The sequence below is a fragment of the Micromonospora sp. NPDC005087 genome (genome assembly GCF_042872965.1).
Taxonomy (GTDB): Bacteria; Actinomycetota; Actinomycetes; order Mycobacteriales; family Micromonosporaceae; genus Micromonospora.
Genome location: NZ_JBIALB010000011.1, coordinates 34661 through 49185 on the forward strand (window position 1 = coordinate 34661; position 14525 = coordinate 49185).

Below are 14525 nucleotides of genomic sequence, written 5' to 3' on the forward strand. Positions count from 1 at the left end.
GACGGATCAGCCCAGGCGAAGGCTTCCTTCCCCGAGGTCGTCGAGGAGCGCCTGCGGCGCACGCATCCGCCACGCGTCGGTCACGAGCTCCGTCAGGCGATCGACGCCCACCTCCGCCAGGCGCAGCATCACCAGTGGCAGGCCGTCGTAGCCGGGCGTGGTGAAGAAGAGGTCGGGCTCCCCGAGCAGCAGAGCCTGCTTCTCGGCCTCGTCGCCGACGAACACCACCGCGACATCGGTTCGGATCTGGCGCGGCTTGCCCGGACTGCGCTCCGGGTAGGACCAGACGAAACCCCTGCCACCCACGCGGAAGTCGAAGCCCTCGCTGTCGATCTCGACCGCCTGCGGCAGGGCCAGCGCCAGACGGCGAACATCGTCCGCGTCAGCCACCGAGACCCCTCGCGAAGCGCAGAATCGCCATCCGCCCAGGCTACGCGCCGCCAGCCCGAGGATCTGAGTCCGGGCGGACGCCCGGATGAAAAACCGTAATCTGATCTCGCCTGCTGGAGTCGCGGCTGACGTGCGGAGATAACGCTCTCACGAATGGTGGGAGAGCGCTTGACGCGCCGGTGACCCAGCCGCAACGATGCATTTACATGTGTCGCGCTCGTGGCGGCGAACGGCACCTCCGGCGACCGCAACCAGGCTCGGCACCACCCTGCCCACCACCCAGGCGTGATCGGCGCACGCCCCCCGCACCGGGAAAGGACCTACCGTGCGCAGATCCCTGAGATCGTGGCTCGGCGCCGTGCTGAGCGCGATCCTCGTCGTGGGCGGCATCGCGGCCGTGCCACCCGTGGCCAGCGCCGCACCGTTCACCGTGCTGGTGTTCACCAAGACCGCCGGATTCCGGCACGGCTCCATCACCCCGGGCATCACCGCCATCCAGCAGCTCGGCGCCGCCAACGGGTTCACCGTCGAGACCACCGAGGACGCGGCCCAGTTCACCGACGCCAACCTGGACCGGTTCGCCGCGGTGATCTGGCTGTCCACCACCGGCGATGTGCTCAACGCCGCCCAGCAAGCCGCGTTCGAGCGCTACATCCAGGGCGGCGGTGGGTACGTGGGTGTGCACGCCGCCTCCGACACCGAGTACGACTGGCCCTGGTACGGCGGGCTGGTCGGGGCGTACTTCGCCTCGCACCCGGCCGAGCAGACCGCCACCGTCAAGGTCGCCGACCAGGTGCACCCGTCCACCGCGACGCTGCCGCAGCGGTGGAGCCGGTTCGACGAGCTGTACAACTACCGCGCCAACCCACGCGGCAACGTGCACGTGCTGGCGACCCTGGACGAGAGCACCTACAGCGGCGGGAGCATGGGCCCCGACCACCCGATCTCCTGGTGCCAGAACTACTCCGGAGGGCGGTCCTGGTACACCGGCCTCGGCCACACCGACGCGTCGTACACCGACGCGAACTTCCGTCAGCACCTGCTCGGCGGCATCATGACGGCGTCCGGGACGGTCGGCGCGGACTGCGGCGCCACCGTCACCAGCAGCTTCCAGCAGGTGGAGCTGGCCAAGGGCGCGGCCGAGACCGGCGAGCCGATGAGCCTGACCGTCCTGCCCGACCGGGGTGTGCTGCACACCTCGCGCAACGGCGTGATCCGGCACACCGACGCGGCGGGCAACACCAAGGTCGCCGCCACCCTGCCGGTCTACACCGGGGACGAGGAGGGCCTGCAGGGCATCAAGGCCGACCCGAACTTCGCCACCAACCGCTGGGTGTACGCGTACTACGCGCCACCACTGGACACCCCCGTTGGCGGCGCACCGGCCACCGGCACCCCGGCCGACTTCGCCCGCTGGGACGGCGTCAACCGGCTGACCCGGTTCACGGTCAACGCGGACAACACCCTCAACCTGGCAAGCGAGACGCTGATCCTGAACGTGCCGACGAGCCGGGGCATGTGCTGTCACGTCGGCGGTGACATGGACTTCGACGCGGCCGGCAACCTGTACCTGTCCACCGGCGACGACACCAACCCGTTCGACTCGGCCGGGTTCACCCCGATCGACGAGCGGGCCGGCCGTAACCCGGCCTTCGACGCGCAGCGCACCTCGGCGAACAGCAACGACCTGCGCGGCAAGGTCCTCCGGATCAAGCCCGGCGCGGCGGGCGGGTACACCATCCCGGCCGGCAACATGTTCGCCCCGGGCACCGCATGGACCCGTCCGGAGATCTACGCGATGGGCTTCCGCAACCCGTTCCGGATGAGCGTGGACAGGGCCACCGGCATCGTCTACCTCGGTGACTACGGTCCGGACGCGGGCACCGCCGACCCGAACCGAGGGCCGGCGGGCAACGTGGAGTTCGCCCGGATCGACCGGCCCGGGTTCTACGGCTGGCCGTACTGCACGGCCCGGAACGACGCCTACAACGACTACACCTTCCCGTCCGGCCCGTCCGGGCCGAAGTTCGACTGCGCGGGCGGACCGGTGAACAACTCGCCCAACAACACCGGCGTCACCCAGCTGCCGCCGGCGGTCCCGGCGTGGCTGCCCTACGGCGGCTCCGGCTCCCCGCCGGAGTTCACCGGGGGCGGGCTGTCCCCGATGGGTGGCCCGGTATACCGGTACAACCCGAACAACCCCTCCGACGTGGCGTTCCCGGCGTACTACGACGGGACCTACTTCGCCGGTGAGTTCGGCCGTCGCTGGATCAAGAACATCAAGCTCGACCCGGCCGGCCAACCGTTGAAGATCAATCCGTTCCCGTGGACCGGCAACCAGGTCATGGACATGGAGTTCGGCCCGGACGGCGCGCTCTACGTGCTCGACTACGGCACCGGCTGGTTCAACGGCGACGCCAACTCGGCGCTCTACCGGATCGAGTACGCCCGCACGGGCAGGGCGCCACGTCCGGTGGTCTCGGCCACCCCGACCAGCGGTACGGCGCCGTTGACCGTGGCCTTCTCCTCGGCCGGCACCCTCGACCCGGACGGTGACCCGTTCACCTACGCCTGGGACTTCGACAACAACGGCACCACCGACTCGACGGCGGCGAACCCGAGCTTCACGTACACCACGAACGGGACCCGCAGCCCGACGTTGACGGTCCGGGACACCACCGGCAAGACGGCCACCGCGAGCGTGGTCATCACGGTCGGCAACAGCGCGCCGGTGGTCACCGTGAACACCCCGTTGAACGGGCGGACGTTCGCCTTCGGGGACGCCGTGCCGTTCACCGTCACCGTCACCGACGCGCAGGACGGTGCGATCGACTGCGCCCGGGTGAAGGTGAACTACGTCCTCGGTCACGACTCGCACGGCCACCAGCTCAGCAGTGTGCAGGGCTGCACCGGGGTCATCCAGACCTCGGCCGACGGCGAGCACGACACCGCGGCGAACATCTTCGGCATCATCGACGCCGAGTACACCGACCTGGGCGGGGGCGGCCAGCCGCCGCTGACCACGCACACCCAGGCGGTCCTGCAGCCACGGGTACGGCAGGCCGAGCACTTCGGTGACTCGTCCGGCGTCCAGGTCGTCGCGCCGGGTGCGGCCCACGGTGGCGCCGCGGTCGGGTACATCGACAACAACGACTGGATCTCGTTCCGCCCGTACAACCTGACCGGCGTCCAGTCGTTCAGCGTCCGGGCAGGAGCCCCGGCCGGTGCCGGCGGCACGCTGGAGCTACGGGTCGACTCGCCCACCGGGCCGCTGGTCGGCTCGACCACCGTGACACCCACCGGCGGGCACGGCACGTTCGCCTCGTTCACCGGCGGGGTCACCGCCCCGACCGGTACGCGCACCCTGTTCCTGGTGTTCAAGGGCGGCGGCGGGATGTATGACGTCGACGAGTTCACCCTCTCCACCAGCCCCGGCGGTCCCGGACCCGACCCGGACCCCGAGCCGGGGGCCAACCTGGCCCGGGGCAAGCCGGCGCGGGCATCCAGTTTCGAGGGCGCCTACGTCGCGGCCAACGCGTTCGACGGGGCGCTCGGCACCCGTTGGGGCAGCGCGTTCAGCGACCCGCAGTGGATCGACGTCGACCTGGGCGCGAGCTGCAGCATCAACCGGGTCAAGCTGACCTGGGAGGCGGCGTACGGCAGTGGATACCAGATCCAGACCTCACCGGACGGGGTCAACTTCACCACGATCCGGACGGTGACCGGCGGTGACGGCGGGGTGGACGACCTGACCGGGCTCACCGGCTCCGGCCGGTACATCCGGCTCACCGGCACCACCCGGGGCACCGCCTGGGGCTACTCGCTGTTCGAGTTCGAGGTGTACGGCGGCACCGGCGGCCCGACCGGCCCCGGCCCCAACCTGCTGTTGAACAAGCCGACTCTGACGTCCAGCAACGAGGGGGCCGACGTGTCCGGCGCCCAGGCGGTGGACGGCAGCCTCACCACCCGGTGGTCGAGCGCGTTCTCCGACCCGCAGTGGATCCGGGTCGACCTCGGCAGCCCGACCGCGATCGGCCGGGTGAAGCTGAGCTGGGAGGCGGCGTACAGCAGCGCGTACGTCATCCAGACCTCGAACGACGGCACCACCTGGACCACCGTGAAGACGGTGACCGGCGCCGACGGCGGTGTGGACGAGCACACCGCGCTCGGCGCCAACGGTCGCTACCTGCGGATCTACGGCACCGCCCGGGGCACGCCGTGGGGCCACTCGCTCTGGGAGCTGGAGGCGTACGCGAGCTGAACCATCACCGATGACGTGGCCGGCACGGGGAAACCCGTGCTGGCCACGTCCGTGTTGGACTTCCATTGCATATGCCGGCTATCGGTATATGCTTTTCGGTATGACCGAGAGTCCACTTCGGGAGCCGACGTTCCTGGTGCTCACCGCGTTGGCCGAGGCACCCAGGCACGGCTATGCCGTCATCGAGGACGTGCTGCGCATCTCCGACGGCCGGGTGCGCCTTCGCGCGGGCACCCTCTACGCCGTTCTCGACCGGCTCCGCGCCGACGGCCTCATCGAGGTCGAGCGCGAGGAGGTGGTGCAGTCGCGGTTGCGCCGCTACTACCGACTCACCGCCCTCGGCGCGCGTCGACTCGCCGAGGAGGCGGCCCGCCTGCGGCACAACGCCGACGCGGCTCGCGTACGGCTGCGCCGCGGCGGCCTGCTGACCGACGGGGGTGCGGCGTGAGCAGCGACGACCTGGAGCGCCGCTACCGGCGGCTGCTGGCCGTCTACCCGTGGGAGCACCGCCGGGCGTACGAGGACGAGATGCTGGCCGTGCTCGTCGCCGGCGCGCGGCCGGGCCAGCGGCGACCCGTCGCCGGTGACGTGCTGAATCTGGTCGGTGCCGGGCTGCGGGCCCGGCTGCGGGTGAGCGCACGGGGGTTCACCGAGTCGACCTGGGCGGACGCGGCGGCGGTGACCGGCCTGCTGGTCGGCCTCGTTCTGCTCGCCCTCGCCGGGAAGTCGCTGCTCGACCAGCTCATCCGGAACCCGGGTCTGCCGCCGGGATTCGGGCCGGGAGGCCCCGACCTCGTCGACTGGCTGCGCGTGGCCGGCTGGGCGGGCGTCTGCGCGGCCGCTCTGGCCGGGTGGCGCTGGGTGGCCGCCGGTCTGGCCTGGGCCGGCGTGATCGGCTGGGGCGCGCTGGTCGCCCCGCAGGCCGGCGACAACCTGACGTACGTGGTGGACACCCTGCCGCAGTTCGCGCTCGCCGTGGTGGCGGCCGCCGCACTGACGGTGCCGGCTCCGCGGCACCGGCTGCTCGCGCTGCTGGGCGTACGCCGGTTGGTGGCGCTGCTGCTCGCGCCGGCCACCGCGGTCGCGCTGCTGGAGGTCAACCGGGTGAACAGGCCCGGGTTCGACCCTGACGGCGGGGTCAGTTACCAAATCTTCTACGGCCTTGAGGCCAGCAGTGAGCTGGTCCTCTGGCTCTACGTCGCCGGTCTGGTGGCCGCCGCGCTGGCCATGCTGGTCGCGCTGGCCACGCTCGACCCCGGGGTACGTCGGCGGATCGTCGTCATGCTCCTGCCGGTGGCCGCGCTCGCCCTCGTGATCGACAGTGCCCTCGCCGGCTGGGCCACCTCCACGATGCACATGGGACACACCATTGGCCTGGTGCCCGTGCAGTGGGCGATGCTGGTTCTCGTCCCACCGGTGACGTTCCTGGCCGGGGCCCTGCTCGTCCGTCGCCGGGAGGAGACGCTGCGCATGGTCGCCATCGGCAGGGCCGCGGATCGTGAGCGGCCAGCGGGCTAGTCGTCGGCGACGGCCACCGGCTCCGAGCCGATGCAGCGCACCTTCAGCTCGTACTCGCCGGCCGACCCCTCGAACTTGACCTCGACGTCGTCGTCCGGCCCCCGATCCACGTCGCGGACCCGGTAGCCCTGGGCAGGAGCCCAGGAGACGAGGCGTACCCCGTCGGCGCCGCACTCGGCCACGGCCGTGCCGCCCGCGGTGGCGAAACCCCGACGGACCCCGGAGCTCGCGGTCGGCGCCGCGCTCGCCGTGGTCGGTGAGGCGCCCGTCGTGCCGGCGGGCGCCGGCTCCGGCGAGGCGAGCGCGCGTTCGATGTCCGCCTCGCTGCGTATCCCGCCCGGGGTGCCGGTGATGCTCTCGCCCACCAGCCGGATCGCGCCCAACCCGATCAGGGTGGCCACGGCGGCGGTGGCCACCCACCCGGTGGCGACGAGGATCGGACGACGGCCCATCACCCGACTATCCCCGATCCATCGTTGTCGTCGGCATATCCGGAGGCTAAGGCACGGTTAACGTGCGCCTCGCTCCCCGCCGCAGCGGCTAGCCTGCCAGCTGTGGCCCGCCTGCTGCTCATCGAGGACGACCTGACGATCCGTACACCGCTGATCCGGGCGTTGCGGGAACGCGGCCACGCGGTGGCCGCCGCCTCGACCGCGATGGCCGGGCTCCGCGACGCGCTGGACGACCGGCCCGACCTCGTCGTGCTCGACCTGGGGCTGCCCGACCTGGACGGCCGTGAGCTGCTGCGGATGCTGCGGGCGGTCAGCTCGGTGCCGGTCATCGTGGCCACCGCCCGCGACGACGAGGCCGAAATCGTCCGGGTCCTCGACGCGGGGGCCGACGACTACGTGGTCAAGCCGTTCACCGCGGCCCAGCTCGACGCCCGCGCGCGGGCCGTGCTCCGGCGGGGCACCTCCGGCGCCGGCGCGCAGGACCCTGCACTCACCGTCGGCGGGCTGCGGATCGACCCCCGGGCCCGACAGGTCACCCTGGACGGCACGACGGTCGAGCTGACGCCCCGCGAGTTCGATCTGCTGCACCACCTCGCCGGCCGGCCGGGTCAGGTGGTCACCAAGCGCGAGCTGCTCACCGAGGTCTGGCAGATCCCGTACGGCGGCGCCGACAAGACCGTCGACGTGCACCTGTCCTGGTTGCGCCGCAAGTTGGGTGAGAGCGCTCTGGAACCCCGCTACCTGCACACCGTGCGCGGCGTCGGGGTGCGGCTGGAGGCACCGGGGGCACAGCGGTGAGGGCCCGGCTCGCGCTGCTGGTCGCCGCGGTCAGCGTCCTCACCCTGATCGCGTTCCTCGTGCCGCTGGCGCTGCTGGTCCGCACCGTCGCCGAGGACCGGGCCACGGTCCGGGCCACCGCTGACGCGCAGAGCCTGGCACCGGTGGTCGGCACCGCCGACGCGGCGACCATCCGGCTCACCGTCGAGCAGCTCGCCGCGGAGTCCGGTCGACCGGTGAGCGTCTTCCTGCCGGACGGCACGGTGCTCGGCGCCCCGGTGCCCCGTACGCCCGCGGTGGCCCTGGCCGCGCGCGGGCAGAGCCTCACGGGGGAGTCGGCGGCCGGCCGGGAGGTGGTCATCGCGGTGCAGGGCCGGGCCGACGGCACCGGAGTGATCCGGATCCTGGTGCCCCCGCACGAGTTGACCGCCGGGGTGACCCGGGCCTGGCTGGTGCTGGCCCTGCTCGGAGTGGTGCTGGTGGTGATCGGGCTGGTGGTCGCCGACCGGCTGGCGCGCACCCTGGTCCGGCCGATCAGCGACCTCTCCGCCGTGTCCCACCGGCTCGCGAACGCCGAGCTGGACGCCCGGGTTGTGCCGGCCGGCCCGGCGGAGCTGCGTGAGGTGGCCGGGGCCCTCAACCACCTGGCCGGGCGGATCCAGGTGCTCCTGCTCCAGGAGCGCGAGCAGGTCGCCGACCTGTCGCACCGGCTGCGGACGCCGCTGACGGCGCTGCGGCTGGAGGCGGAGTCGCTGCGCGACCCGGACGACGCGGCACGGATCACCGCCGCCGCCGACGGGCTGGAACGGGCGGTCACCGGCCTGATCCGGCAGGCCCGCTGGCGCCGGTCACCGGCGACGGGAGCGGCCACCTCGGACGCCGCGACGATCGTCGCCGACCGGGTCGCGTTCTGGTCGGTGCTGGCCGAGGACACCGGCCGGACCGTCACCCTCGACCTGGCGCCCGGCCCGCTTCCGGTCGGTGTGCCCGCCGACGATCTGGCGGCGGCCGTGGACGCCCTGCTCGGCAACGTCTTCGCGCACACCCCCGACGGCACGCCGTTCGCCGTCCGGCTCGCCTGGGAAGAGGGCCAGGCGCTGCTCACGATCACCGACGATGGCCCGGGGATGCCGGCCGGGGCGGTGCGGCGGGGTGCCAGCCCGGCCGGGTCGACCGGCCTCGGCCTAGACATCGCCCGCCGTGCCGCGCAGGCCGGCGGCGGTCGGCTGGAGCTGCGTACCGGTCCGGAGGGCGGGGCGCAGGTGCTGCTCCGGCTCGGGCCGCCGACGCCCGGGCGACCAGCGGTGGACGGCGGGCCCAGGCCCGCCGGGAACGGCTTAACCCGGCCTTAGCGTCCGGACAGCGCGGCGCTATCCCGATCCAACCGATCCTCGAAGTCGACAACCGAGGAAAGGTGGGCATCACGATGAAGCGCAGCTCTCTGCTCCTGGCGTCGGTCGGCGGAGCGGCGGTGCTGGCCGTGGCCGGGGTCGCCGTCGGCGTGAGCGCCGCCGGCGACCCACGGGCCAGCGGCACGACACTCGCCGCCGCCACCGTCGGTCCGACGGCCACGGACGCGCCGGACGACAGCGCCACCCGCGGCACGACGCCCGCGCCGGGTACCAGCGGCACGACCGCCGCGCCGAGCACCAGCGGTACGACCGCCGCGCCGAGCACCAGCGGTACGCCGTCGGGAGGTGGTTCGCCGGCGGGCGCGGCGGTCAACGAGCAGCGCGCCGGCGAGATCGCGCTCGCCAGGGCCGGCGGCGGCCGGATCACCGAGGTGGAGGCCGAGCAGGAGCACGGCCGACCAGTCTGGAGCGTCGAGATCATCGCCGGCGACATCGAGCACGAGGTGGACGTCGACCGGGACAACGGCACGGTGGTCAAGGCCGAACAGGAGTCCGTCGACGAGGGTGACGACGACGGCGACGACCGGAACGACGATGACGATGACGACAGGGCCGGCGACGACGACTGACGCCGGGTTGCCGCCGCCCGCTACGGACGCACCGTGGCGGGCGGCGGTACGAAGGCATTTCTCAGACGGCCGCGACGCGCTCCTCCTGGGCCGCCGGCCCGTCCTGGTCGAACTGGGTGCGGTACAGGTCCTGGTACCGGCCACCGGCGGCGAGCAGCTCGCTGTGGCGCCCGCGTTCCACGATGCGTCCGTCCTCGACGACGAGGATCTGGTCGGCCGCACGGATGGTGGACAGCCGGTGCGCGATGACCACACTGGTCCGGCCGGTCAGGGCCTCGGCGAGGGCGTCCTGTACGGCGGCTTCCGACGTGGAGTCCAGATGCGCCGTGGCCTCGTCGAGGATGACCACACGGGGACGGGCCAGCAGTAGCCGCGCGATGGTGAGGCGTTGCCGTTCCCCGCCCGACAGGCGGTACCCCCGTTCACCGACGACGGTGTCGAGCCCATCCGGAAGTGAGCGGATCAGGGTGTCGAGCCGGGCCCGTCCCAGTACCTCCCACATCTCCTCCTCGGTCGCATCCGGCCGGGCGAAAACCAGGTTGGCGCGGATGCTCTCGTGGAACAGGTGCCCGTCCTGGGTCACCACGCCGAGTGCCGTTCGGATCGACTCGGCCGACAGGTCGCGTACGTCGACGTCGCCGAGCTTCACCGTGCCACCCTCGACGTCGTACAGGCGCGGCACGAGTTGGGCGATCGTCGACTTGCCCGCTCCGGAGGAGCCGACGAGGGCCACCATCTGCCCCGCTTCGGCGCGGAACGACACGCCGTGCAGCACCTCCTCACCGCCGCGCGTATCGAGCTTCGTCACGTCCTCAAGGGAGGCGAGGGACACCTTGTCGGCCGAGGGGTAGCCGAACCGTACCGCGTCGAATTCGACCGCGACCGGCCCGTCCGGGAGCGGCCGGGCGTCGGACCTGTCGAGGATCAGCGGCTTGAGATCGAGGATCTCGAACACCCGCTCGAAGCTCACCAGGGCGCTCATCACCTCGACCCGGGCGCTGGCCAGCGACGTCAACGGCGCGTAGAGGCGCGACAGCAGCAGCGCGAGCGCGACCACGGTGCCGGCGTCGAGGCTGCCCCGAAGGGCGTGGAGACCCCCCAGCCCGTAGACCAGTGCCAGCGCCAACGAGCCGACAACGGTGAGCGCGGTGATGAAGACCCACTGGAGCATGGCGGCACGGATGCCGATGTCGCGCACCCGCCGCGCCCGCGCCGCGAACTCGGCCGACTCCTCGGCCGGACGTCCGTACAGCTTGACCAGTGTCGCGCCGGGTGCCGAGAAGCGCTCGGTCATCCGGGTGCTCATGGCCGCGTTGTGCTCCGCCGCCTCGCGCTGCAACCGGGCGAGCCGCGAACCCATCCGCCGGGCCGGGAGGACGAAGATGGGCAGCAGGACGAGCGCCAGCAGCGTGATCTGCCACGAGAAGCTGAGCATCACCGCCAGCGTCAGGAGCAGTGTCACGGCGTTGCCGACCACACCCGACAGGGTGTTGCTGAAGGCCCGCTGCGCGCCGATCACGTCGTTGTTCAGACGGCTGACCAGCGCACCGGTGCGGGTCCGGGTGAAGAACGCCACCGGCATGCGCTGGACGTGATCGAAGACGGCTGTCCGCAGCTGGACGATCAGCCCCTCGCCGATGCTGGCGGACAGGAACCGCGTCACCAGGCCCAGGCCGGCTTCGGCCAGGGCGATCACGGCGATCAGCACGGCCAACCGGATCACGATGCCGCTGTCGGCGCCGTCGACGATCGCGTCCACGACCCGTCCGGCGAGGACCGGTGCCGCCACCGTGAGGGCCGCTGTCACCACACTCAACAGCAGGAACCTGATGATCAAAGCTCGGTGCGGCCGCGCGAACCGCGCGATGCGCTTCAGGGTCGCCCGGGACAGTGGTCGTTCGTCCTGCGCGTTCATCGCGTGGTGCAGGGACGTCCACGCGGTAACTTCCATGCTCATGCCGTACCTCCGCGAAGAAGGCTAGAACCTCGTGTGAGGTTGAGGTCAAGCCGCCGCGCGGGAGGCATGGACGGTGTGGTCCCGGGTAGCTGCGATCCATGGCGCGGTACACGAAGCCCGAGCTCAGAGAGCAGATCAAGGAAGAGATCAAGTCCTCCGACAAGGGTGGCAGACCGGGACAGTGGTCGGCGCGGAAGTCACAACTGGTCACCCAGGAGTACAAGAGGCGCGGCGGGGGATTCCTGGGCCCCAAGGACGAGCGGCAGAAGTCCCTGCAACGGTGGGGCGCGGAGGACTGGCAGACCAGGGAGGGCGACACCCGGGCCCGGCACGGCGACACAACCAGTCGCTACCTGCCGAAGAAGGCCTGGGAGGAGCTGTCGGAGGACGAGAAGCGCGCCACCGACACCAAGAAACGGAAGGCGTCGCGAACCGGCAGACAGTTCGTGGCCAACACGGGGCCGGCCAGTCGGGCCCGCCGGGACGCCACGACGGCCGGACGGATGCCGGAGATGTCGGTCGCCGAGGCCGTCAAGCTGGTCCGTGGCCTCGACACGCGACAGCTCAAGTCGGCCCTGCGGCGGGAGCGCGATGGAAAAGCCCGCAAGACGCTCATCCAGCGACTCGAGGCGGAGCTCAGCCGCCGCTGACCCTCACAGGTCGGCCTGTGTGGTCAGGATCTGCCGGAGGTGTGTCTTCGGCCTGGACCCCACGGTCGAGCCGACGACCTCGCCCTGGCGGAACACCAGCAGCGTCGGCAGGGACATGACGCCGTAGCGCCGGGTGGCCTCCGGGTTCTCGTCGGAGTTGAGCTTGGCCACGACCATCCGCTCGCCGAACTCCCCGGCCAGCTCGGCCAGGCTTTTCTCGATCGCCCTGCAGGGCGGGCACCACTCCGCCCAGAAGTCGACCACCACGGGTCGATCGCTGGCCAGCACCAGCTCGGCGAACGTGTCGTCGGTGACGGTGACTAGTGAGCCGACTGTCGTTTCCTGGGGCATGTTTCCTCCCGGTGCGCGATGGCGTGGGTGAGCTGGGTGTGGAGCTGCTGGCGGACCGCGCCGAGCTGGTCGAGGTAGGCGTCGACCTCGGTGAGCTTGCGTCGCAGCACCACCACCGAGTCCGGGCAGACGCCGCCGGACGCGTTGCCAGCCCGAAGACAGGCGACGAACGGACGGACGTCGTCGAGGCCGAAGCCGACGTCGAGCAGCGCCCGGATCTCCCGTACGACCCGGAGTTCCGCCTCGTCGTAGACCCGGTAGCCGTTGGCGGAGCGCTCTGGGCGTACCAAGCCGTGCGCCTCGTAGTAGCGCAGGGCGCGGGTGCTTGTGCCAGCCCGTTCCGCCAGCTCACCGATCAGCATCCGACCCCCTCCGCCAGCCCGTCACGACCACGCTAAACCTTGTCGCCGACGTCAAGGCAAGGGCACCTAGCCGATGCGGAACTGCTCCCCGTAGACGGCGAACACCAGTGGCGTGTTCAGGTCGAAGTTGCCGTTGTTGAGGAACACCCGCTGAGCCGTGTCGACGCGGGACGTGTCCGAGTGGGCCGCCTCCTTCCTCATTTCGATGACCCGCTCGTCGAGGAAGGCGTGGAGCCAGGTGCGCTCGTCGCCGCCCTGCGCCGGAGGCTTCGCCCGGGCCAGTGCGCGGTTGCGGATCGCCCGCATGCCCTCGTACCCGTGCATGACGGCCGCGTCGTAGTAGGCGAACTGGCCGAGCGCCCGGACCTGGTCGGCCTTGCCGTCGCGTACCGACGGGTTGAAGTACACCCGGTCCCGCTCGGCCTCCTGCGCGGCCCGGAAGACGGTGTCGGTGGACGCGGCCCGCCAGTCGCGGGGGAAGTTGGGGTCGAGACCGGCGTGCGAGGGGGTGCCGTTGACCGCGCGCAGCGCCGGCAGGTACGAGGCCAGCACGTTGCCCGGCTTGGTGCGGGTGTACGCCTCGACCAGTTCGAGCATGTCGCCGGTGCCGGAGCAGAAGCCGATGATGCCGGCGGTGTAGCCCCGCCCGTCGCCGATGTCCTCGATGTAGGAGAACTGCGCGCGCCAGTCGAGCGACGAGTTCTCCGCTGCCGAGACGAGCTGCATGGCGACGTCCTTCTTCGCCGGGTCGTCGAGGTTGCGCCCGGCCGGGACGGTCGGGGTGGGGGTGCCACCACCGGGCAGGGTCCACCGTTGGTTGGTGGCGCCGGAGCAGCTCCAGATCTGCAACCGGGCGCCGTTCGCGGTGCTCCGATCCGTGACGTCGAGGCACTTGCCGGAGCCCGTGTTGACCAGCGCGCCGTTGTTGGCCGTCCACTTCTGGGCGCCGGTGTTGTTGCAGTCGTACATCTGCACCTTGGCGCCGTTGGCGGTCGACGCGGCGGTGACGTCCAGACACTTGCCCAGCGCCCGGACCGAGTTGTCGGCGTTGCCGACCGTCCACGTCTGGGCCGCGCTGCCGTTGCAGTCGTAGAGCTGGACGGCGGTGCCGTTGGCCGGGTTGGCTCCGGCGACGTCGACGCACCTGCCGCCGAGGCCGGTGATCGGGCCGGCGGCCGCCGCGCTGGCCGACGGCAGGCCGTACCCGACCGCCGCGGTGCCGCCGAGCAGCGCGCCCACGACGTAGGCGGCTGACCTCTTGCGAAGCATGGTGCTCCTCGGGGACGGGGTGGCGTGCCGCCGGCGGGTCGGTGGCCCCCGTGCGGCGGATCGACCCCGTGGGCGCCGCAAGCATCAGGAAACTCTGTTAACAAATAGCTGCGCGTCGATGTGCTGTCAATCGTGGACGCACGTCCACGGGAGTGGCGGGTCGGCGCGGTTCCGGGCGCCCCGAGGTGGCGCGGCCGTCAGCTGATCCGCAGGCTCGCGATGAGTTTGCCGCGCAGGTGGAAGGTCATCGGGCCGGTGCCGTTGTAGCCGTTTCCGGTCACCGTGAGGGTGACGACGTAGCTGTCGGGATCGGACCCGGGCTCGATCGCGACGATCTCGAAGTGCGACTGCTTGCCGATGTTGTCCGTGCCGTCCCAGTCGCGTACGCCGTCACGGCCCCGATACTCGCGGCCCCAGTCGTTGAGGTAGGCGTCGTCGGTGAAGGCGGCGGCGAAGGCCTCTGAGTCGCCGCTGTTGGTCGCGTCGATGAAGGCGCGGATGGCGGCGGGGGTGTCCGTGGTGGCCATGAGTCGATCTTTCGTCGGTTGGCAAGAACC

Annotated in this window: 14 protein-coding genes; 7 read left to right on the forward strand and 7 right to left on the reverse strand. The window is 71.6% G+C overall.

The genetic code is table 11. From position 1 onward, the window contains the following. Positions 1–6 precede the first annotated feature (6 nt). On the reverse strand, positions 7–390 hold the full coding sequence (locus ACFYPS_RS23890) for a hypothetical protein (RefSeq protein WP_354966099.1): 384 nt from the start codon (positions 388–390) through the stop codon (positions 7–9). A 325-nt stretch (positions 391–715) separates the two neighbouring features. Between ACFYPS_RS23890 and ACFYPS_RS23895 the strand changes: the two genes are divergently transcribed. From ACFYPS_RS23895 to ACFYPS_RS23905, 3 genes are all read left to right on the forward strand, one after another. Beyond that, entirely contained in the window at positions 716–4651 is a 3936-nt protein-coding gene (locus ACFYPS_RS23895; protein ID WP_387327050.1) for a ThuA domain-containing protein, read from the forward strand. Positions 4652–4751: 100 nt separating this feature from the next. Then, positions 4752–5099: a PadR family transcriptional regulator gene (locus tag ACFYPS_RS23900; protein WP_354966097.1), complete on the forward strand. Its 348-nt coding sequence runs from the start codon at positions 4752–4754 to the stop codon at positions 5097–5099. Continuing rightward, positions 5096–6169 carry a hypothetical protein gene (locus ACFYPS_RS23905; protein ID WP_354966096.1) on the forward strand — a complete coding sequence of 358 codons (1074 nt, stop codon included), beginning with the start codon at positions 5096–5098 and terminating at the stop codon, positions 6167–6169. The genes ACFYPS_RS23900 and ACFYPS_RS23905 overlap by 4 nt, the downstream gene beginning before the upstream one ends. Here ACFYPS_RS23905 and ACFYPS_RS23910 read toward each other — a convergent pair. After that, the gene (locus ACFYPS_RS23910; protein WP_354966095.1) at positions 6166–6621 is read right to left on the reverse strand and encodes a septum formation initiator; all 456 of its coding nucleotides are present in this window, start codon (positions 6619–6621) and stop codon (positions 6166–6168) included. The two genes, ACFYPS_RS23905 and ACFYPS_RS23910, sit on opposite strands and share 4 nt — an antisense overlap. A 102-nt stretch (positions 6622–6723) precedes the next feature. Between ACFYPS_RS23910 and ACFYPS_RS23915 the strand changes: the two genes are divergently transcribed. The 3 genes from ACFYPS_RS23915 to ACFYPS_RS23925 all read left to right on the forward strand — a co-directional run bounded on the left by ACFYPS_RS23915 (position 6724) and on the right by ACFYPS_RS23925 (position 9379). After that, complete coding sequence (locus ACFYPS_RS23915; protein ID WP_354966094.1) at positions 6724–7419, forward strand: response regulator transcription factor; 696 nt, start codon at positions 6724–6726, stop codon at positions 7417–7419. Next, a complete protein-coding gene (locus tag ACFYPS_RS23920) occupies positions 7416–8750 on the forward strand; it encodes an ATP-binding protein (protein WP_387327053.1) in 1335 nt (444 codons plus the stop codon). The genes ACFYPS_RS23915 and ACFYPS_RS23920 overlap by 4 nt, the downstream gene beginning before the upstream one ends. Positions 8751–8824: 74 nt before the next feature. After that, positions 8825–9379: a PepSY domain-containing protein gene (locus tag ACFYPS_RS23925; protein ID WP_387327055.1), complete on the forward strand. Its 555-nt coding sequence runs from the start codon at positions 8825–8827 to the stop codon at positions 9377–9379. A gap of 61 nt (positions 9380–9440) precedes the next feature. Here the strand turns inward: ACFYPS_RS23925 and ACFYPS_RS23930 are convergent, their stop codons facing one another. Continuing rightward, the gene (locus tag ACFYPS_RS23930) at positions 9441–11336 is read right to left on the reverse strand and encodes an ABC transporter ATP-binding protein (RefSeq protein WP_354966091.1); all 1896 of its coding nucleotides are present in this window, start codon (positions 11334–11336) and stop codon (positions 9441–9443) included. A 98-nt stretch (positions 11337–11434) separates the two neighbouring features. On the opposite strand from ACFYPS_RS23930, the gene ACFYPS_RS23935 reads away from it, so the two are divergent. Continuing rightward, complete coding sequence (locus ACFYPS_RS23935; RefSeq protein WP_354966090.1) at positions 11435–11986, forward strand: DUF5872 domain-containing protein; 552 nt, start codon at positions 11435–11437, stop codon at positions 11984–11986. A gap of 3 nt (positions 11987–11989) precedes the next feature. Here the strand turns inward: ACFYPS_RS23935 and trxA are convergent, their stop codons facing one another. The 4 genes from trxA to ACFYPS_RS23955 form a co-directional block, all read right to left on the reverse strand. Further along, positions 11990–12337 (reverse strand): thioredoxin, encoded by a 348-nt coding sequence (gene trxA, locus ACFYPS_RS23940; RefSeq protein ID WP_354966089.1) that lies wholly within the window; start codon positions 12335–12337, stop codon positions 11990–11992. Beyond that, entirely contained in the window at positions 12307–12699 is a 393-nt protein-coding gene (locus ACFYPS_RS23945; RefSeq protein ID WP_354966088.1) for a MerR family transcriptional regulator, read from the reverse strand. Before ACFYPS_RS23945 ends, trxA begins: the two co-directional genes overlap by 31 nt. 66 nt (positions 12700–12765) lie before the next feature. Further along, a complete protein-coding gene (locus ACFYPS_RS23950; protein WP_354966087.1) occupies positions 12766–13968 on the reverse strand; it encodes a chitosanase in 1203 nt (400 codons plus the stop codon). Between the two features lie 197 nt (positions 13969–14165). Continuing rightward, entirely contained in the window at positions 14166–14495 is a 330-nt protein-coding gene (locus ACFYPS_RS23955) for a nuclear transport factor 2 family protein (protein WP_354966086.1), read from the reverse strand. Between the last annotated feature and the right edge of the window lie 30 nt (positions 14496–14525).